This is a genomic window from Aeromicrobium sp. YIM 150415 (assembly GCF_016918125.1).
In the GTDB taxonomy this organism is placed as follows: Bacteria; Actinomycetota; Actinomycetes; order Propionibacteriales; family Nocardioidaceae; genus Aeromicrobium; species Aeromicrobium piscarium.
Genome location: NZ_JAERWM010000010.1, coordinates 181889 through 199898, shown reverse-complemented (window position 1 = coordinate 199898; position 18010 = coordinate 181889). Strand labels below are relative to the sequence as shown.

26 protein-coding genes are annotated in these 18010 nt (G+C 68.1%); 21 read left to right on the top strand and 5 right to left on the bottom strand.

Annotation, left to right across the window (positions count from 1 at the left end):
* Positions 1-29: 29 nt before the first annotated feature.
* The gene (locus JL108_RS06685; RefSeq protein WP_205197595.1) at positions 30-461 is read left to right on the top strand and encodes a hypothetical protein; all 432 of its coding nucleotides are present in this window, start codon (positions 30-32) and stop codon (positions 459-461) included.
* 8 nt (positions 462-469) lie between these two features.
* On the opposite strand, the gene JL108_RS06680 is transcribed toward JL108_RS06685, so the two are convergent.
* Positions 470-760, bottom strand: a complete 291-nt coding sequence (locus tag JL108_RS06680; protein ID WP_205197594.1) for a DUF4287 domain-containing protein — start codon at positions 758-760, stop codon at positions 470-472.
* Positions 761-887: 127 nt separating this feature from the next.
* On the opposite strand from JL108_RS06680, the gene JL108_RS06675 reads away from it, so the two are divergent.
* Entirely contained in the window at positions 888-1499 is a 612-nt protein-coding gene (locus JL108_RS06675) for a TetR/AcrR family transcriptional regulator (RefSeq protein ID WP_205197593.1), read from the top strand.
* A 9-nt stretch (positions 1500-1508) separates the two neighbouring features.
* On the opposite strand, the gene JL108_RS06670 is transcribed toward JL108_RS06675, so the two are convergent.
* Both JL108_RS06670 and JL108_RS06665 read right to left on the bottom strand, forming a co-directional pair.
* Complete coding sequence (locus JL108_RS06670; protein ID WP_205197592.1) at positions 1509-2069, bottom strand: isochorismatase family protein; 561 nt, start codon at positions 2067-2069, stop codon at positions 1509-1511.
* Position 2070: 1 nt separating this feature from the next.
* Positions 2071-3375 carry a nicotinate phosphoribosyltransferase gene (locus JL108_RS06665; RefSeq protein WP_205197591.1) on the bottom strand — a complete coding sequence of 435 codons (1305 nt, stop codon included), beginning with the start codon at positions 3373-3375 and terminating at the stop codon, positions 2071-2073.
* A gap of 72 nt (positions 3376-3447) precedes the next feature.
* Between JL108_RS06665 and clpS the strand changes: the two genes are divergently transcribed.
* The 5 genes from clpS to JL108_RS06640 all read left to right on the top strand — a co-directional run bounded on the left by clpS (position 3448) and on the right by JL108_RS06640 (position 6106).
* Complete coding sequence (gene clpS, locus JL108_RS06660; protein WP_140400134.1) at positions 3448-3759, top strand: ATP-dependent Clp protease adapter ClpS; 312 nt, start codon at positions 3448-3450, stop codon at positions 3757-3759.
* Positions 3756-4322, top strand: coding sequence for a DUF2017 domain-containing protein (locus tag JL108_RS06655; RefSeq protein ID WP_205197590.1), 567 nt, complete (start codon positions 3756-3758; stop codon positions 4320-4322). The genes clpS and JL108_RS06655 overlap by 4 nt, the downstream gene beginning before the upstream one ends.
* A gap of 73 nt (positions 4323-4395) precedes the next feature.
* Positions 4396-4845 (top strand): M67 family metallopeptidase, encoded by a 450-nt coding sequence (locus tag JL108_RS06650; protein WP_307837211.1) that lies wholly within the window; start codon positions 4396-4398, stop codon positions 4843-4845.
* Positions 4846-4875: 30 nt separating this feature from the next.
* The gene (locus tag JL108_RS06645; protein ID WP_087624303.1) at positions 4876-5154 is read left to right on the top strand and encodes a MoaD family protein; all 279 of its coding nucleotides are present in this window, start codon (positions 4876-4878) and stop codon (positions 5152-5154) included.
* Position 5155: 1 nt separating this feature from the next.
* Positions 5156-6106, top strand: a complete 951-nt coding sequence (locus tag JL108_RS06640; RefSeq protein ID WP_307837210.1) for a cysteine synthase family protein — start codon at positions 5156-5158, stop codon at positions 6104-6106.
* Positions 6107-6126: 20 nt separating this feature from the next.
* On the opposite strand, the gene JL108_RS06635 is transcribed toward JL108_RS06640, so the two are convergent.
* On the bottom strand, positions 6127-6450 hold the full coding sequence (locus tag JL108_RS06635; protein WP_205197587.1) for a TfoX/Sxy family protein: 324 nt from the start codon (positions 6448-6450) through the stop codon (positions 6127-6129).
* 73 nt (positions 6451-6523) lie between these two features.
* Between JL108_RS06635 and JL108_RS06630 the strand changes: the two genes are divergently transcribed.
* The 13 genes from JL108_RS06630 (at position 6524) to JL108_RS06570 (ending at position 16287) form a co-directional block, all read left to right on the top strand.
* Entirely contained in the window at positions 6524-7501 is a 978-nt protein-coding gene (locus tag JL108_RS06630; protein WP_205197586.1) for a ribose-phosphate pyrophosphokinase, read from the top strand.
* 70 nt (positions 7502-7571) lie between these two features.
* A complete protein-coding gene (murI, locus tag JL108_RS06625) occupies positions 7572-8378 on the top strand; it encodes a glutamate racemase (RefSeq protein ID WP_143914462.1) in 807 nt (268 codons plus the stop codon).
* Complete coding sequence (locus JL108_RS06620; RefSeq protein ID WP_143914461.1) at positions 8375-9148, top strand: MBL fold metallo-hydrolase; 774 nt, start codon at positions 8375-8377, stop codon at positions 9146-9148. Before murI ends, JL108_RS06620 begins: the two co-directional genes overlap by 4 nt.
* Positions 9149-9170: 22 nt before the next feature.
* Entirely contained in the window at positions 9171-9737 is a 567-nt protein-coding gene (locus JL108_RS06615; protein WP_143914460.1) for a hypothetical protein, read from the top strand.
* Between the two features lie 151 nt (positions 9738-9888).
* Complete coding sequence (locus tag JL108_RS06610) at positions 9889-10707, top strand: hypothetical protein (RefSeq protein ID WP_143914459.1); 819 nt, start codon at positions 9889-9891, stop codon at positions 10705-10707.
* A gap of 126 nt (positions 10708-10833) precedes the next feature.
* The gene (rph, locus tag JL108_RS06605; protein WP_143914458.1) at positions 10834-11553 is read left to right on the top strand and encodes a ribonuclease PH; all 720 of its coding nucleotides are present in this window, start codon (positions 10834-10836) and stop codon (positions 11551-11553) included.
* A complete protein-coding gene (gene rdgB, locus JL108_RS06600) occupies positions 11550-12155 on the top strand; it encodes an RdgB/HAM1 family non-canonical purine NTP pyrophosphatase (RefSeq protein ID WP_205197584.1) in 606 nt (201 codons plus the stop codon). Before rph ends, rdgB begins: the two co-directional genes overlap by 4 nt.
* Before the next feature lie 164 nt (positions 12156-12319).
* A complete protein-coding gene (locus JL108_RS19805) occupies positions 12320-12991 on the top strand; it encodes a VOC family protein (protein ID WP_240190720.1) in 672 nt (223 codons plus the stop codon).
* 248 nt (positions 12992-13239) lie between these two features.
* Positions 13240-14301: a succinyl-diaminopimelate desuccinylase gene (gene dapE / locus JL108_RS06590; RefSeq protein ID WP_205197583.1), complete on the top strand. Its 1062-nt coding sequence runs from the start codon at positions 13240-13242 to the stop codon at positions 14299-14301.
* Positions 14298-15029 (top strand): TIGR00730 family Rossman fold protein, encoded by a 732-nt coding sequence (locus JL108_RS06585; protein WP_143914454.1) that lies wholly within the window; start codon positions 14298-14300, stop codon positions 15027-15029. The genes dapE and JL108_RS06585 overlap by 4 nt, the downstream gene beginning before the upstream one ends.
* 41 nt (positions 15030-15070) lie before the next feature.
* Positions 15071-15568 (top strand): DNA-3-methyladenine glycosylase I, encoded by a 498-nt coding sequence (locus JL108_RS06580; RefSeq protein ID WP_240190719.1) that lies wholly within the window; start codon positions 15071-15073, stop codon positions 15566-15568.
* 206 nt (positions 15569-15774) lie between these two features.
* Positions 15775-15936 (top strand): DUF3117 domain-containing protein, encoded by a 162-nt coding sequence (locus tag JL108_RS06575; RefSeq protein ID WP_170931393.1) that lies wholly within the window; start codon positions 15775-15777, stop codon positions 15934-15936.
* 6 nt (positions 15937-15942) lie between these two features.
* Positions 15943-16287 (top strand): hypothetical protein, encoded by a 345-nt coding sequence (locus JL108_RS06570; protein WP_143914452.1) that lies wholly within the window; start codon positions 15943-15945, stop codon positions 16285-16287.
* 259 nt (positions 16288-16546) lie between these two features.
* Here JL108_RS06570 and JL108_RS06565 read toward each other — a convergent pair whose 3' ends face one another.
* The gene (locus JL108_RS06565) at positions 16547-17293 is read right to left on the bottom strand and encodes an O-methyltransferase (protein WP_307837209.1); all 747 of its coding nucleotides are present in this window, start codon (positions 17291-17293) and stop codon (positions 16547-16549) included.
* Between the two features lie 67 nt (positions 17294-17360).
* On the opposite strand from JL108_RS06565, the gene sigE reads away from it, so the two are divergent.
* The gene (sigE, locus tag JL108_RS06560) at positions 17361-17912 is read left to right on the top strand and encodes an RNA polymerase sigma factor SigE (RefSeq protein ID WP_205197580.1); all 552 of its coding nucleotides are present in this window, start codon (positions 17361-17363) and stop codon (positions 17910-17912) included.
* The last annotated feature ends 98 nt before the right edge of the window (positions 17913-18010 follow it).

The window sequence follows — 18010 nt, the reverse complement described above, 5'->3', positions numbered from 1 at the left end:
CGTTCGTCCGAGCTCGCCAGGATGTGAGCATGACCGGCATCCGTCATCGTCATATCGCCCGGGCCTCCCGCACGGGCATGCTGCTCGCAGTCTCAGGAGCGACCGCCATGGCCGCAGCCGCGCTCCTCACGGTAAATCCGGCCAAGGCCTATGCCGAGCAAGCTTCCCCCACGGACGTCGACGGATCGTCGACCGTGAGGGTGCAGGTGCTCACTCCCCGGATCGAGGCGGGCGGCACGGCCCGGTTCGTCGTCGGGGTCAGCGCCGAGGGCGCGCGTCCCGACGGCGAGGTACAGCTGCGGATCGGGGACCGGGTCGTGACGAGGGAGCTCGTGGTCGGTACCGCGAGCGTCAACGTCCGCCTGGACGAGCCCGGCGCCGTCGAGGTGCGTGCGCGGCACCTCGATGACGCCTCCTCGCACGCACGATGGAGCGACGCCACCGTCATCGCCGTGCGGTGAGTAGCGGGTCACCGCGGCCTGGTCGCCTTTCCGTCGAGCCAGAGCGTGTCTGAGTCGTCCCGGTGCGAGCCGGTGGTGCCGACGTGTGTGCTGTCGATCTTCGGACCCTTCTTGATGACATGCACGAGCGCCATGCCGTGGCCGCGTCCGAGCTGGTAGTCGTCCTTCAGCCAATCGAGGATGACGGCGGCTTTGACATCGGGGGCGTCGTAGCCGCGACTCGTGGCGATATCGAGGAGTTCGCGGGGAGTGAGCCCTGTCTTGTCCTCGATCGTGTCGAGATAGGCCTGGAATGACATCTGATGGCTCCTGCTTCACGGCGGAAGGCCGCCGCCTCCCTGGTTGAGTACTGATCGGTACTCGGAGTGTACGGTACTGTTCGGTACTGGTGTCAAGCGATGTCATCGATCCGACGGGAGGCCTTGGGTGGATTCGGCTCAGAAGCGTGAGCTCATCCTCGAGCGTGCGCTCGAGGTGTTCGTCGAGCACGGCTACGTGGGCGCCACCACCGACCAGCTCGCCGCCGCCGCATCGGTCTCCAAGCAGACGCTCTACAAGGAGTTCGGCGACAAGGAGGGTGTATTCGCCGCCTTGATCCAGTTCGCCTGCGACCGAGTCGATGACCCGTTCGCTCCGCTGATCGACCAGCTGCGCAGCATCGCCTCCGCCGACGAGGCAGTGCAGTTGATGGCGGCGCAGTTCACGCGGTCGATCATGTCGCCCTCCGTACAGCGACTACGTCGTCTGGTCATCGCCGAAGCGACCCGGTTCCCGCGCCTGGGGCAGCTGTACTGGGAGGAGGGATTCCTCCGTGTGGTGGATTCGGTCGCCCGCTGCCTATCGGTCCTCGACGAACGAGGCATGCTGGAGGTGCCGGACGCGCGTCTCGCGGCCCACCACTTCGCGGGGGTCCTGTTATGGATTCCCAGCAACCAGGCGATGTTCGCCGTGTCGTCGCCCCTCGACGAGACCGAACTCGTCGAGACCATCGCCGCAGGCTGCAGAACCTTCCTGCGCGCGTACGGCCCCGATTGGTAAGCGCGTCGCTCACGTGAAGGCGATGCCGGCCTCGGCCCATTCGGCCTCGACCCGGTCGAGACGATCGGGATGGACGGCCGCGGTGTAGTCGCGCAGCACCGTGACCGCTAGCCCGGCCTTCGCGGCGTCCAGCGCTGTCGCCCGCACGCAATAGTCGGTGGCGATCCCGGCGATGTCGACCGCCTCGATCCCGTGCGCTCGCAGATAGGTCGGGAGCTCGGTTCCGGTCGACGTGACTCCCTCGAAACCCGAATAGCCCGCGGAGTACTCGCCCTTGTCGAAGATCGCGTCGAAGCTCCGTGAAGTGAGGGGCGCATGCAGATCGGCTCCCGCAGTGTCCGCGACACAGTGCGGCGGCCATGAGTCGACGAAGTCCGGGTGCTCTGAGAAGTGCGGGCCGGGATCGATGTGGTGATCGCGGGTGGCGATGACGGTGGCGTAGTCCGCCCGGGACTCGTCGATCAGCCCGGCGACATCCTGGGCGACCTGGGCCCCGCCGGTCACGGCGAGTGAGCCGCCCTCGCAGAAGTCGTTCTGGACATCGACGACGATGAGGGCCTTGGTGGGCATGTCAGCGCTCCTCGTACTGGGTGGGGATGGCGGGGTCGCCCTTGCTCAGGCGCAGACCGGTGGCGGGCAGCTCGTGCAGTGCGGCGTGGCGTCGGGCACGCGCGTCATCGAGCGTGCCGAGATCCTGCGGCACTCCGCCGCGCACCAGCGGCACGAGCAGTTCGCGGTCGTCGTGATCCGTGGCCGGCGGCTCGCCGATGCCGATGACCTCGGCGGTGGCCACGTCGTTCTCGCGCCGGCGGACCGCGTACTTGCGTCCGCCGACGGAGATCTTGTCCTTGCTCTTCTTGGCCACAGGAACCATGGTGCCCCCGTCGTCCTCGCGGGCCACGAGCTTGTAGACGAAGCCGCTCGTCGGGACCCCCGAGCCGGTGACGAGGGACGTGCCGACCCCGTAGCCGTCGATCGGTGCCACCGCCAGAGCCGCGATCGCGTGCTCGTCGAGATCGCTGGTCACCGTGATGCGGGTCGAGGTCGCGCCGAGCCTGTCGAGCTGTGCGCGGACCTCCGCGGCGACCTGGGCGAGATCTCCCGAATCCAGCCTCACCGCCCCCAATCCGGTCCCGCCGGCGGCGATCGCGTTGCGGACGCCCTCGGCGATGTCGTAGGTGTCGACCAGCAGCGTCGTGTCGCTGCCCAATGCGGCGATCTGCGCCTCGAAGGCCTCGCGCTCGGTGTCGTGCACGAGGGTGAAGGCATGGGCCGCGGTGCCCGTGGTGGGTATTCCGTAGGTGCGGCCGGCCTCGAGATTGGAGGTCGCCGCGAAACCGGCGATATACGCCGCGCGAGCAGCGGCGACAGCGGCATCTTCATGCGTGCGTCGTGAGCCCATCTCGATGCAGGGACGGTCTCCGGCGCTCGCGATCATCCGTGCCCCGGCGGTCGCGATTGCGGAGTCGTGGTTGAGGATCGACAGCACCAGGGTCTCCAGGACGACGCACTCGGCGAACGTGCCCTCGACGACGAGGACGGGAGAGCCGGGGAAGTAGAGCTCGCCTTCCGGGTAACCCCAGATATCGCCGCCGAACCGGAAATCGGCCAGCCACGCAGCGGTGGTCGCGTCGATCACGCCGCTGTCCCGCAGGAACCGCACCTCGTCATCGCCGAAACCGAAGTCCGCGATCGCCTCGAGAATCCTTCCGGTGCCGGCGACGACGCCGTACCGTCGGCCGCCGCTCAGACGCCGGGTGAACATCTCGAAGACACTGCGCCGGGAGGCGCGGCCATCGGCGAGCGTGGCGTGCAGCATCGTCAGCTCGTAGCGATCGGTGAGCAAGGCCGTCGAACGGTCCGGGTGCGTCCCCATGCGCCCGAGCATAGATCGGTGTGCCGTGCGGTGGTGGCGCCGTGGTCACCGCGCGTCCGCCACAATGGGGTGGTGACCGTCTCAGCCACCGGCCCCGCGCCCGCGGAGATCGCTCCCGACACCGATCTCGAGTTCGGCGTCGAATTGGAGGATCCCTGGGTCACGATCGTGTGGAACGATCCGGTCAATCTGATGTCCTATGTCGCCTTCGTGTTCCGGACCTACTTCGGCTACACCGAGGAGAAGGCGACCGAGCTGATGCTCGCGGTGCATCACGAGGGCAAGGCGATCGTCTCCAGCGGTCGGCGCGAGGAGCAAGAGCGTCACGTCCAGGCGATGCACGAGTACGGATTGTGGTCCACCTTGGAGAGGGCAGAGCTGTGACTCCGTTCATCAGGCGACGGGGTAGCGTCGTCGGGAGCTTCGAGCAGAACGAAGCCCAGCTGCTGGCCAATCTGGCCGCGCAGGTGGTCGAGCTGTTGCGCGACCGCAATGGCGAGTCAGAGTCGTCCGCGGACCCGCTCGCCGCGATGGTCGGCATGAACGGACCGGTGCTGCCCCCCGAGGACCCGGTTCTCGCCCGCCTCCTGCCCGATGCGTATGCCGATGACCCCGAGGACGCCGCGGAGTTCCGGCGTTACACCGAGCAGACGCTGACCTCGGCCAAGGTCGCCAATGCCGAGTCCCTCATCGGGACCCTGGCCGAGGGCGGCATGGGAGCCGGCGAGGATGTCGATGTCGAGGTGGAGCTGGACGAAGGACAGACGCTTGCCTGGTTGCGGGCCTTCACCGACGTGCGCATCGCACTGGCGGTGCGATTGGGCATCGAGAGCGATGAGGACGCCGAACGCCTCGCCGAGGACGACGATCCCGCCACGGCCGCCATGGCCGATGTCTACGACTGGCTGGGGTTCGTCCAGGAGACCCTGGTCCAGGCCGCCGACTGACACCGGCCTCGTCCGGCGTCCGGCAGGCGGACACGATGCCGGGGCCCGTTTCGGCGCCGATAGGCTGGGCGATGTGTTGACCATCGACCGCGCCACCTACGACGCGATCATCGCGCACGCGCGTCGCGACCATCCCGACGAGGCCTGCGGTGTCGTCGCCGGCCCCATCGGGTCCGATCGTCCCGCGAGGTTCATCCCGATGCTGAACGCCGCGATGTCGCCCACGTTCTACGAGTTCGACTCCGGTGACCTGCTGAAGCTCTACCGGGAGATGGACGACAACGACGAGGAACCCGTCGTCATCTACCACTCGCACACGGCCACCGAGGCCTATCCCTCGCGCACCGACATCAATCTCGCCGCCGAGCCGGGCGCGCACTATGTCCTCGTCTCGACCCGCGACGGAGCCGACGCCGAGGGCACGCCGATCGACTTCCGGAGCTACCGGATCTCGGGCGGCGAGGTGACCGAGGAAGAAGTCCAGGTCGTCGAGCGTTACACCGACAGCAGCACCCCCGAGTAGTCCAGCACCCACAGAGAAGGCAGAAGTCTGATGGCCATCGAGGTCCGTATCCCCACGATCCTGCGCACCTACACCGACGGTGAGCGTGCCGTCGACGCGTCGGGCGATTCGATCCAGGCGTTGATCGAGGATCTCGAGTCACGCCACGCGGGCATCGGTGAGCGTCTGCTGGAGGACGGCGAGGTGCGCCGATTCGTCAACATCTATGTCAACGACGAGGACATCCGCTTCACCGGTGGCCTGTCCACCGAGCTCTCCGACGGCGACACCGTCGTCATCCTGCCGGCCGTCGCCGGCGGCGCGCGCTGACGTGTCGCGATACGACTCGCTGGTCGACTCGGTCGGCCGCACCCCGTTGGTCGGTCTGCCGACGCTCTCGCCCTCGCCGGAGGTGCGGCTGTGGGCCAAGCTCGAGGATCGCAACCCCACCGGTTCGATCAAGGATCGGGCCGCCCTGGCGATGATCGAGGCGGCCGAGGCGGACGGCCGGCTGACGCCCGGCTCCACGATCCTGGAGCCGACGAGCGGCAATACCGGCATCTCGCTGGCGATGGTCGCCTCACAGCGCGGTTACCGGCTGATCTGCGTCATGCCGGAGAACACCTCCGAGGAGCGGCGTCTGCTCCTGCGGATGTGGGGCGCGGAGATCATCGCCTCCCCGGCAGCCGGTGGCTCCAACGAGGCCGTGCGCGTGGCGAAGGGGCTCGCCGCGGAGCATCCCGACTGGGTGATGCTCTACCAGTACGGCAATCCGGCCAATGCGGAGGCGCACTACCGCGGCACGGCACCGGAGATCCATGCCGACCTGCCGGAGATCACGCACTTCGTCGGCGGGCTCGGGACGACGGGCACGTTGATGGGCGTCGGCCGCTACTTCCGTGAGCACCGGCCCGAGGTCCGGATCGTCGCCGCCGAGCCGCGCTATGGCGAGCTGGTCTACGGGCTGCGCAATCTCGCCGAGGGCTTCGTGCCGGAGCTCTACGACGAGTCGCTCATCGACTCCCGGTTCAGTGTCGGGCCGCGCGACGCGGTGCGGCGCGTGCGGGAACTGGTGGAGCGTGAGGGCATCTTCGCGGGCATCTCGACGGGGGCGATCCTGCACGCCGCGCTCGCCCAGGCGGCCAAGAGCGTCACGGCGGGGGAGCGGGCCGAGATCTGCTTCATCGTGTGCGATGGCGGCTGGAAGTACCTGTCGACCGGCGCCTACGAGGGCACCCTCGACGAGGCCGAGGATCGCCTCGACGGCCAGCTCTGGGCCTGATCTCGCGTCGCCGGGTTCCGTCAGCGCGAGGCCCGGGCGGCGCGGACGGCACGCTCGAGCCACGGCTCGAGGGTCTCCGCCGCTGTGCTGGCATCGGCCTCGATTCGCAGCCAGCCACGGAGCTCGCTCCCGCGCATGATCCACGGGCCCGCGAGTGGATCGGTCGCGAGCTCGTCGCGTTCCTCGGGATCCACACGCAGCAGCAGACCGTCATCGGTCGCCGCGACGGCCATGGCGCCTCCGACGAGGAAGGCCAGACCACCGAACATGCGCTTCTCGGTGAGATCCGGCTCGGCGATCAGCAGATCGCGCAGACGGTCGGCGAGTTCGAGGTCGTAGGCCATGGTCACAGGATGCCGTGTGCGGAGGGAGTCCACCCGCTTCCTGTGCTCGGGCCGCTCCGTTAGCCTTCGGAGCGTGAACCAGATCGCCGTGTTCTCCGGTAGCGCCCATCCGCAGTTCGCCGACGCGATCTGCGACAACCTCGGGATCACGCGGTCGCCCGCCGATACCCAACGCTTCAGCAACGACTGCCTCCAGGCGCAGTTGCTGGACAACTGCCGGCAGCGCGATGTCTACATCGTCCAGCCGCTCGTTCCGCCGACCCAGGACCATCTGATGGAGTTGCTCCTCATGGTCGATGCCGCGAGGGGCGCCTCGGCGGCCTCGGTCACAGCGGTCATCCCGCACTACGCCTACGCCCGATCGGACAAGAAGGACGCCTCTCGCATCTCGATCGGCGGCAAGCTCGTCGCCGATCTGCTGATGACCGCCGGGGTGAGCCGGGTGATGACCATGACCCTCCACGCACCCCAGGTGCACGGCTTCTTCGGCGTTCCGCTCGATCATCTGACCGCTCTCGGCGAGATCGCGGACTATTACCGCGGGACGGACCTCTCCGATGCGGTGATCGTCTCTCCGGACTTCGGCAACGCCAAGACCGCCTCGCAGCTCGCTCGTCTGCTCGGTATCCCGGTCGCGGCGGGCAGCAAGCAGCGCGAAGCCGACGATCGGGTCGTCATCGACGCGATCGTCGGCGATGTCGCCGGCAAGCGGGCGATCGTGCTCGACGACGAGATCGCGACCGGAGGCTCCATCGTCGAGCTCGTGGCGATGCTGGAGCAGCAACAGGTGAGCGATGTCAGTGTGGCGTGCACACACGGGCTGTTCACCGGCTCAGCGGTCGAGCGGCTGCGGGGCCACCCGGTCATCCGCGAGGTGGTGACCACCGACACGGTTCCCCGTCCCGATGACTGGCCAGAGCTCCGGGTCCGGTCCGTCGCACCGCTGTTCGCCGAGGCCATCGCGCGGGTGCACGCCGGCGAGTCCGTCTCCAGCCTCTTCGATGGCGTGGACCCGACCCACGCCCCGCCGCAGCCCAAGTTGCCGCTCTGACCAGCACCCGCGATGGTTCTGCGAGCCTCGATTTTCGCATCGTGTGCCCGGGGTCGTACGCTCAGATGTTGTGGCGGACGCACCCATCGGCATCTTCGATTCCGGCTTCGGCGGACTGACGGTCGCCCGAGCCGTACTCGACCAGCTGCCGCACGAGCCGATCGTGTACCTCGGCGACACCGCCCGGCAGCCCTACGGCCCCAAACCGATCGCCGAGGTGCGCGAATACGCCCTCGACTGCCTGGACCATCTCGTGCGTGAAGGGGTGAAGGCGCTCGTCATCGCCTGCAACTCCGCCAGCGCTGCCGTGCTGCACGATGCGCGCGAGCGCTACGACGTGCCGGTGATCGAGGTGATCGTGCCCGCCGCCCGGCGAGCCGTGAACGCCACCCGCAACGGACGGATCGGCGTGGTCTGCACCCAGGCCACCGCCATCTCGCGGGCCTACGACGATGCCTTCGCCGCCAACCCCGCGATCGACGTGATCACCCAGCCGTGCCCGCGTTTCGTCGACTTCGTCGAGGCCGGCGTCACCAGCGGGCCCGAGCTCATGTCGGTCGCGGAGAGCTATCTGCGTCCCGTGAAAGAGTCCGGCGTCGACACGCTCGTGCTCGGGTGCACGCACTACCCGCTCCTGACCGGGGTACTGTCCTACGTCATGGGAGACGGCGTGACCCTGGTGTCCTCGGCCGAGGAGACGGCCAAAGACGTCTTCCGCCTGCTCGTGCGGGAAGGTCTCGAACGCGATCGCTCCCTCGCGCCGCCGCGGCACCGCTTCCTCACTACCGGACAGCCGGAGGAGTTCGCGCGGCTCGGTCGCCGGTTCCTCGGCCCCGAGATCGATTCCGTCGACCAGTTTGCGTGGGTGACAGTGTGAAACTGACGATCATCGGCTGTTCGGGCTCCTTTCCCGGTCCCGACTCGGCGGCGAGCTGCTATCTCGTCGAGGCGCCGTACGAGGGGCGCACCTTCCGTATGCTGCTCGACCTCGGCAGCGGTGCGCTCGGGCCCTTGCAGACCTACATCGATCTACGGGAGATCGACGCGATCAGCCTCTCGCACCTGCATCCCGACCACTGCTTCGACATGAGCGGGCTCTATGTGGTCCGCAAGTACCATCCGACCGGGCTCCTGCCGCGGCTGCCGGTGTACGCGCCCGCGGGGAGCGACTGGCATCTGTCCGACGCCTATGGCACGACCAATCCGAACGGCATGACGCTGCCCTTCGAGTTCCGCGATCTGACCGATGGACTCGAGACGACGATCGGACCGTTCACGCTGCGCGCCATGCTGACGAGCCACCCTGTCGCGGCCTATGCGGTCCGCCTCGAGCACGAAGGGCACTCGATCGTCTACTCCGGCGACACCGGCCCGATGGACGAGCTCGCCGGATTCGCCGACGGAGCGGACCTGTTCCTGTGCGAGGCGTCCTTCGTCGACTCGGCCACCAATCCACCCCACCTGCACCTGACCGGATCCGAGGCCGGTCAGATCGCCGCGGAGGCGGGCGTCGGACGGCTGCTCGTCACCCACATCCCGGCGTGGACCGACCGGGCCGAGGTCGAGCGCGACCTGTTGACGACCTATGACGGCGACTACGAGCTGGTCACGGCCGGCCAGGTCTTCGAGCTGTCGACCACACGATGACGGGGGAGGACCCGCGACCGACATGACGTTCAAGGAAACATTGACCCGCCGCTGGCCCTGGTTCGCCGGCGGCGGACTTCTCACGGTCGTCGTGATCGCGGTGCTCGTCGCCGCGCTCGCCGGCGTCTTCAGCTCATCGGAACCGGAACCGGCTCCTCGCGCCTCGGCGGAGATCGCCACGCCCACCACTCCCGCACCGGAGCCGGAGGTCGACATCGAGACCGTCCAGACCATGCCCTACAGCCCGGTGTGGAATCCGCCGGACGCCGGCGAGAACTTCTGGCAGGTCGTCGATCCCGAGAACGGCTACCCCGAGGACGGCGGGACGGACTATGTGCTCGCGCACGCGTGCGAGGACCAGGGATGCGCCGGCGACGAGGTGCGTACCCTCGATGCCGGCGACGAGCTCACCTATCGCGGCGAGCCGTATGTCGTCGAGGAGAAGCTCGAGATCGCCAAGACCGAGATCGCCGATCAGGACATCTGGACCCACGACCCGGCGCGGCTCGTGGTGATCACCTGCATCCTCGACCCGGAGACCGGCGAGTACCACGAGAACGACATCATCGTGGCCACACGAGCCGCCTGATAGTGGTCCGGTCGTCCCAAGATATGGACCCGATGTGCATATGACGGCTTCCTCATGTTTTGCTAAGTGCGCGGGGTGCGGTCCGACGACCGGCCTCGTCCATTTGCTGAACTCGGCCGCGCGGTGACGTGTGGTCGCACGAAAGGACCACATGCGCATCATCACACGCGCCGCCGTGGCACTGGCCGGAGCGGCGACGCTCGGCCTGGGTCTGGTGGCAGTTCCGGCGACCGCTGCCGAGCTCGGCGACGATCTCGTCGTCGATTTCGGAAACACCACCTTCAAGGCCGGCAGCTGGGGCGAAGGCGTCACCGCCACCGTCGAGGAGGTGCCCGAGGAGGTCGAGACGCTCACGGTCGCCATCGGCTCCATGGGTGAGAACGGCGGCGGTCTCGTTGACGAGGCCGAGGTCGTGCAGCAGGAGGACGGCTCGTGGGTCGGCACTGTCCGGCCGAGCGACGAGTACCCCCCGGTCGCGCCCAATGCCGACGGTTGGCCGAAGTACACCGCGAGCGTCGGATACCAGTACGAGGATGAGGCCGGCGAGACTCAGTACGTCAACGAGAGCATCGAGTTGACGATCACCGAGGGCGTCTCCGTGACCGGTCCGGAGGAGGCGACCGTCGCCGAGCTGGCCGCCGGCATCCCCCTGCAGTTCGCGGGATTCAACTCCGGTGAGGTCGTGACCGGCGATATCCGCTTCTTCAATGAGGACACCGGCGAGGAGGAGTCGATCGGCGACTTCGAGACCGAGCCGCTCGGCCAGGACGGTGCCGGCGAGGGTGTCCTGACGATCACCGGTGCCTCCGTGGGCCAGCAGTTCCGCGTGGTGGCCAGCGGCGAGGCGGGCACTGTGAACTACTACGTCAGGGTGGTCGAGGGCGGCGACGCCCCCGAGGAGCCGCCGGCTCCCGAGCAGCCCGGGCCCGAGCAGCCCCGCAAGCCCGAGCGTGTCGACACGGGAGCCTGAGCACTAGCTCCCTGACACCCGTCGGCTGACGGACTCCGCACGAAGGCTCTGGACCTCACGGTCCGGGGCCTTCGTCGATCCCGGCCACCGCGCGGGATCGACAGCGCGACCCGATACGGTCGGAGTATGACGCGTGAAGACGGCCGTACCCCCGATCAGCTCCGCCCCATCACCATCACCCGGAACTGGCTCGACCACGCCCAGGGCTCGTGCCTCGTGGAGTTCGGACGCACCCGCGTGCTGTGTGCCGCGAGCGCGAGCGAGGGAGTGCCGCGCTGGCGCAAGGGATCGGGACTCGGCTGGGTCACCGCCGAGTACGCCATGCTGCCGCAGGCCACGCACGAGCGGTCGCCGCGTGAGTCCGTCAAGGGCAAGGTCGGTGGCCGCACGCACGAGATCAGCCGGCTCGTGGGCCGCTCGCTGCGCGCCGTGATCGACTACGGCGCGCTCGGCGAGAACACCATCGCCCTCGACTGCGATGTCCTCCAGGCCGACGGGGGCACGCGGACCGCGGCCATCACGGGAGCCTATGTGGCGTTGGCCGATGCCGTGGCCCATCTCGGCCGTGCGGGGGCCCTCACCGGCGACGCGCTCACGGGGTCGGTTGCCGCGGTCAGCGTCGGCATCATCGACGGCACGCCGATGCTCGACCTGCCGTATGTCGAGGATGTCCGCGCGGAGACCGATATGAACGTCGTGATGACCGGTGACGGCCGCTTCGTCGAGGTGCAGGGCACCGCCGAGGGAGCGCCGTTCGACAAGGGCGAGCTGGATGCCCTCCTGGAGCTCGCCGGCAAGGGCTGCGCCGATCTGACCGCTCTCCAGCGCGAGGCCCTCGCCCGATGAAGGTCGTGCTGGCGTCGAACAACGCCAAGAAGCTCGATGAGCTGCGGCGCATCCTCGCGCCGCTCGTCCCGGAGGTCGAGGTTCTCGGACTGCGCGATGTCGCCGACTACGACGAGCCGGCCGAGACGGAGCCGACCTTCGAAGGCAACGCTCTCATCAAGGCGCGCGCGGCGCTCGCCGCCACCGGCCTGCCCTCGCTCGCCGACGATTCGGGTATCTGCGTCGACGCGCTGAACGGCATGCCCGGCGTGCTGTCGGCACGGTGGTCCGGTGTGCCGAAGGATGACGGCGGCGACGCGGCCAACAACCGTCTCTTGCTGGCCCAGCTGGCCGATGTGCCCGACGAGCGCCGGAGCGCCTCGTTCCGGTGTGCGATGGCGTTCTGCGCGCCAGGTGTGGAGATCGTGGAGATCGGCGAGATGCCGGGTCGCGTGCTGCACGAGGAGCGTGGAGCGGGCGGCTTCGGCTATGACCCGCTGTTCGCGGCCGACGGCTACGAGGTCTCCACGGCCGAGCTGAGCCGCGAAGACAAGGACGCCATCAGCCACCGCGGTCGCGCCCTGCGCGCCATCGCTCCCCGCATCGCCGACCACCTGCGCTGACCCCACCTGCGATGGGCGGTGAGTCATCCCGCACTCTCGCGGTGGGCGGTGAGTTATCCCGCACTCTCACGGTGGGCGGTGAGTTATCCCGCAGTTGACCGCGCTGGGTGCGGGATAGCTCACCGCCCGGGCGGCGGCTAGAGGTCGCGCCTACGGTGAGCACTATGGCACCTCTCGTCGAGTTCAAGGATCTTGTCGTCGATGCGGTCGACCCGCTCGCCCTGGGGCGCTGGTGGTCCTCACGACTGAATCTCGAGGTGGAGGCGCTCAACGACGGCGACGCGCTGTTACGCGGCGCACGGCCCGAGCAGGCGATCTGGCTCAACGCCGTGCCGGAGCCCAAGGCGGCCAAGCATCGGGTCCACCTCGACCTCAATGCGCGCGACCTCTCTGCCTTCGAGGACTCGCCCCGGCTCAGCGAGGAGGGAGAGTTCGGCTGGATCGTCTATGCCGACCCCGAGGGTGGCGAGTTCTGCGTCTTCCTCAATCCGGCGCAGCCGGTGGGACTGAAGGACATCGTGGTGGACGCCGTCGATCACGCCGCGATCGCCTCATGGTGGCAGGACGTGTGGGGCGGCGTGCTCGGCACCGATGACGGCTACACGTACCTCGACGAGATCCCCGGCGCGCCGGTCGAGTCTTTCGACTTCGTGCCGGTCCCCGAGCCCAAGACCGTCAAGAACCGTGTCCACTGGGACGTCTGGCTGCGGGGCGGAGCCCGTGTCGAGGACATCGTCGAGCGCGGAGGCCGGATCCTACGGCCACGCGGCGACGATCTGGAGTGGACCGTCATGGCCGATCCCGAGGGCAACGAGTTCTGCGTCTTCGAGCGCTGACGACGAGGTGGGCGGTAGATCCTCAACGTTATGACCGGTCGATGAGGTTGATGGCCTACCCCTACCCGCGGGGTGAGGTTGATGAGCTACCGCCACCCGCGGGGTGAGGTTGATGAGCTACCGCCACCCGCGGGGTGAGGTTGATGGCCTACCCCTACCCGCGGGGTGAGGTTGATGAGCTACCGCCACCCATGAGGTGAGGTCGATGGTCTACCACCGCTGACGGTGGGAGCCTCTAGGGTGGTCACGTGCCTGAACTGGACCTGTCCCTGGACGTCGTCGACCTCACCGCGGCGCTCGTCGACATCGCCTCCGAGAGCCTGCACGAGGCGAAGATCGCTGACGCGGTCGAGCAGGCCCTGCGCGCGCTTCCACATCTGCGGGTGGAACGTGATGGTCACTCGATCGTCGCCTCCACGTCACTCGGACGCAGCGAACGCGTCGTAATCGCCGGGCATCTTGACACCGTGCCGGAGAACGGGAACCTTCCGTCGCGCCTGGAGGGCGACACGCTGTGGGGCCTCGGCACCTGCGACATGAAGGGCGGCGTCGCGATCGCGCTGAAGCTCGCCGCACAGCTCACCGAGCCGGTCCGCGACATCACCTTCGTCTTCTACGAGGCCGAGGAGATCGCCGCTGTGCACAACGGGCTCGGACGGCTCGCCCGCGAACATCCCGAATGGCTCGCGGGCGACTTCGCCATCCTCATGGAACCGTCGAATGCCGGTGTCGAGGCCGGATGCCAGGGCACGATGCGCGTCGACATCCGCACGGTGGGCGAGCGATCGCATTCGGCGCGTTGGTGGATGGGCAGCAATGCCATCCACGCGCTCGCTCCGGTGCTCGACACCCTGGCCTCCTATGCGCCGCGTGAGGTCGAGATCGACGGCCTGGTCTATCGCGAGGGGCTCAACGCGGTCGGCATCAGTGGGGGAGTGAGCGGCAACGTCATCCCCGACGAAGCCGTCGTCACGGTGAACTTCCGTTTCGCGCCCGATCGCAGCGAGGATGACGCGTTCACCCATCTGCAGGAGGTCTTCGAGGGTTTCGGGCTGACGGTGACCGACAGCGCCCCCGGTGCCCTCCCCGGGCTCGACCGGCCGGCCGCGGCGGACTTCGTCGAGGCCGTCGGCGGCGAGGTCGGCCCCAAGTACGGCTGGACCGATGTCGCGAAGTTCACTGTGCTGGGAGTTCCCGCCGTCAACTACGGTCCCGGCGACCCTTCCTTCGCGCACAAGGCCGATGAGCACGTCCCCGTGGAGCATCTGCGCACGGTCCACGAACGATTGACGAGGTGGTTGACCCCATGAGCAAGCAGCGACCCGCGGAGTGGCGACGCGGCCCCATGCGCCTGCGCCGTGACGCGGTGCCCGAGTCCACGACCGATCAGCGCCTGCTGGATCATCGTGGCCCGCACGACTGGCTCCATACCGACCCGTGGCGCGTCATGCGGATCCAGTCGGAGTTCGTCGAGGGATTCGGCGGTCTCGCGGAGCTGGGCGCCTCCGTCGCGATCTTCGGCTCGGCGCGCACCTCGCCCGAGGATCCCATGTACGACGCCGCTCGACGCATCGCCGAGGGCCTGTGCGCGGCGGGCTATGGCGTCATCACCGGGGGAGGCCCGGGCATCATGGAGGCCGCCAATCGCGGGGCGAGCGAATGCGGCGGCGTCTCGGTCGGTCTCGGCATCGAGCTGCCCCACGAGCAGACCCTCAACGACTGGGTCGATATCGGCATCAACTTCCGGTACTTCTTCGTGCGCAAGACGATGTTCGTCAAGTACTCCCAGGGCTACATCGTCATGCCCGGCGGCTTCGGCACGATGGACGAGCTCTTCGAGGCGCTCACCCTCTCGCAGACCGGCAAGATCACGACCTTCCCGATAGTGCTCTACGGCTCGGAGTACTGGCGGGGCCTGGTCGACTGGTTGCGCGACACGATGCTGCCCGCCGGAATGATCGCCGAGGAGGATCTGGACCGTGTCCACCTCTGCGACGATCCCGAGGACGCGGTCCGCTGGTTCGTGGCGAACGACTGATGGTGACGCGGTGCGCTTGGGCAGAGGGCTCCGACCCGCTCATGCAGGCCTACCACGACGAGGAATGGGGGCGTGAGCTTCACGGTGAGCAGGCGCTGTTCGAGCGGATCAGCCTCGAGGCCTTCCAGTCGGGACTGAGCTGGTCGATCATCCTGCGCAAGCGCGAGGCGTTCCGGGCCGCCTTCGCGGGCTTCGACCCGGAGACGGTCGCGGGCTTCGGTGACCGGGACGTCGAGAGGCTGATGGACGACGCCGGCATCGTGCGCAATCGGCGCAAGATCGAGGCGACGATCGCCAATGCCCGCGTGGTGAACGAGTTGGACGGAGGTCTCGACGCCCTGCTCTGGTCGTTCCGTCCCGAGGTCGCGGTCGTGCCACGCGACATGGGCGAGATCCCCGCCGTGACAGAGGAGTCGACGGCCATGGCACGCACGCTGAAGCGCGCTGGCTTCCGTTTCGTCGGGCCCACCACCGCCTACGCCCTCATGCAGGCCACCGGCATGGTCAACGACCATCTGGCGGACTGCGTGGCCCGTTAGCGGTCCGTCGCGGCCAAGGCACGGTCTTGGCGACGCCGGGCACGCATCCGAATGCCGCCATACCCCATGTATCAGCCACGACAGGCCACGAGACGGCGGGTCCGGCTGATTTTCTCGAACCCTGTCGCCGATCGCCGTCGAGATGAGCGATAATAGATCGACACGTCCGGCGCATTCGCCGGACGTTGATGACGAGAGGGGAACACATGGCGGCCATGAAGCCTCGGACCGGCGACGGACCGATGGAGGTCACCAAGGAGGGACGCTGCATCGTCATGCGCGTCCCGCTCGAGGGCGGCGGACGTCTGGTCGTCGAGCTCACCAATGACGAAGCCGAGACCCTCGGCGATCAGCTCAAGGCCATCTGAGCTCGGATGTTCGGACTCTCGGTCCGTTGGTCACTGGCCGGCGCCGGTGATCGGGCCCTCGACGGCCTGCGCAGCTACGTGGAGGAGGAGTCCTTCGCGAAGTTCGCGGGTCTCGAGGGCCTGCGCTTCAAGACCTGGCGCGCCCGTGAGGGCGAGTGGTTCGAGGGCACCTATGTCTTCGTCTCCGATGAGGCTCGCGCGGCCTTCCAGCAGGATTTCGAGGCGAAGGCGTCGACGGCCCCGGCCACCGAGCGGCTGGGTGTCACCCCCACGATCGAGCCCTTCGAAGTCGTGGCCGTCGTGCGCGGGCCGGCCGGCTTCCGCTCCGCGGCCCGCTTCGAGTCGGTGTGATCTCGCTCCGTGACGGCTGCGCCCCTTGGCGTCACCGATCTCGGTTGTTCGGTGGTCGAGTGCGAGGGAGCGCTAGCGACTGAGCGTATCGAGACCACGCTTGCGGAACGGTGGTGTCGATACGCGTCCTGCTCGCAGAGCTCGCGGTCGCTACTCAACCACCGATCTCTTACCTCGGTGGTCGAGTGCGAGGGAGCGACTGAGCGTATCGAGACCACGTCACGTGGTGTGATCTTGCTCCGCGTTGGAGGAGTTCGGCTCAGGCCCCGACCTGCACCGCGAGGAGACCGTCGCCGAGCGGGATCACGACGCTGCGCAGTGTCTCGTCGGCCTGGACTCGGGCGATGAGCTCGCGGATCGCGGTGGTCTGCGGATCGCGCTGGGACGGATCGGCCACGCGGTCGTGCCACAGGGCGTTGTCGAACACGATCATGCCACCGGGGCGGATGAGGCGGAGGGCTTCGTCGAAGTACTCGCCGTACTCGACCTTGTCCCCGTCGATGAGGACCAGATCGTAGCCGTGGTCGATGAGCCGAGGGAGCACGTCGAGGGCCGAGCCGGTGATCAGCCGGTAGCGCTGCGGAGGGAACCCGGCCGCGACGAAGGCCTCACGTGCGAGCCGTTGGTGCTCCGCCTCGAGGTCCACGGAGGTCAGCACGCCATCGGCCGCCATGCCCCGCAGCAGATAGAGTCCTGAGACGCCCGCGCCGGTGCCGATCTCGGCGACGGCCTTGGCGTGGACGGCGGCCGCGAGGAAGGTGAGCGCCGAACCGGCACCGGGGCTCACGGGGACGGCGTCGAGGTGTTCGCCATGGGCGCGTGCCGCGGTCAGGTGATCGTCTTCGGGATGCAGGTCTTCGGCGAAGGCCAGGCTCGCTGCGGTGGTGATGATGCTCTCCTCGTCCGAACCGTTGTCGTGGTTCAGCCTAGCGTGCCGCTTCCGTCCTGCCGTACGGACTCGCGCGCGAGGGCATAGTCGTGTCAGACTGGTCGTGAAGAACGTCACAAGTGCTGAGGGCGAACCGTCAGGAGTTTTTGGGGGTGCTCTCAGCATCGGGGCCGAGGATCTAACCATGGAGTCGAACACCGTGCAGTGGGACGCGATCGTCCAGGAGCACTCAGCGCAGGTCTACCGCCTGGCCTACCGCCTCACCGGCAACCGCCAGGACGCGGAGGACCTCATGCAGGACGTCTTCGTGCGCGTGTTCAACTCCCTCGAGACCTACGAACCGGGCAACTTCGCCGGCTGGGTCCACCGCATCACCACCAATTTGTTCCTGGACAAGGCCCGCAAGGCTCAGCGCCAGAAGACGCATCCCTTCTTCGACGGCGCCGAGGAACGCCTGCCCAGCGCGGAGATCCTGCCGGAGTCGATCGTCCACGACGCCGGCTTCGACCCCGATGTCGAGGCGGCGCTCGCCTCCTTGCCGGCCGACTTCCGCGTGGCGGTGATCCTGTGCGATGTCGAAGGACTCAGCTATGAGGAGATCTCCGACGTGCTGGGCGTGAAGCTCGGCACGGTGCGCTCGCGAATCCACCGCGGTCGCGGGCAGCTGCGCGAGGCCCTCGCGCATCGCGAGCCGCGCAGGGGACGCACCCGCTTCCTGGGTCCGGTCAGCGTGTGACGATGGGGGCATGACCGAGCGCAGCGAGGGAACGATGGGGGTTGTCATGTCGGTGCCCGCGTATCGTGTGGTTCTTCTTTGGCGGGTGCCGGCATGAC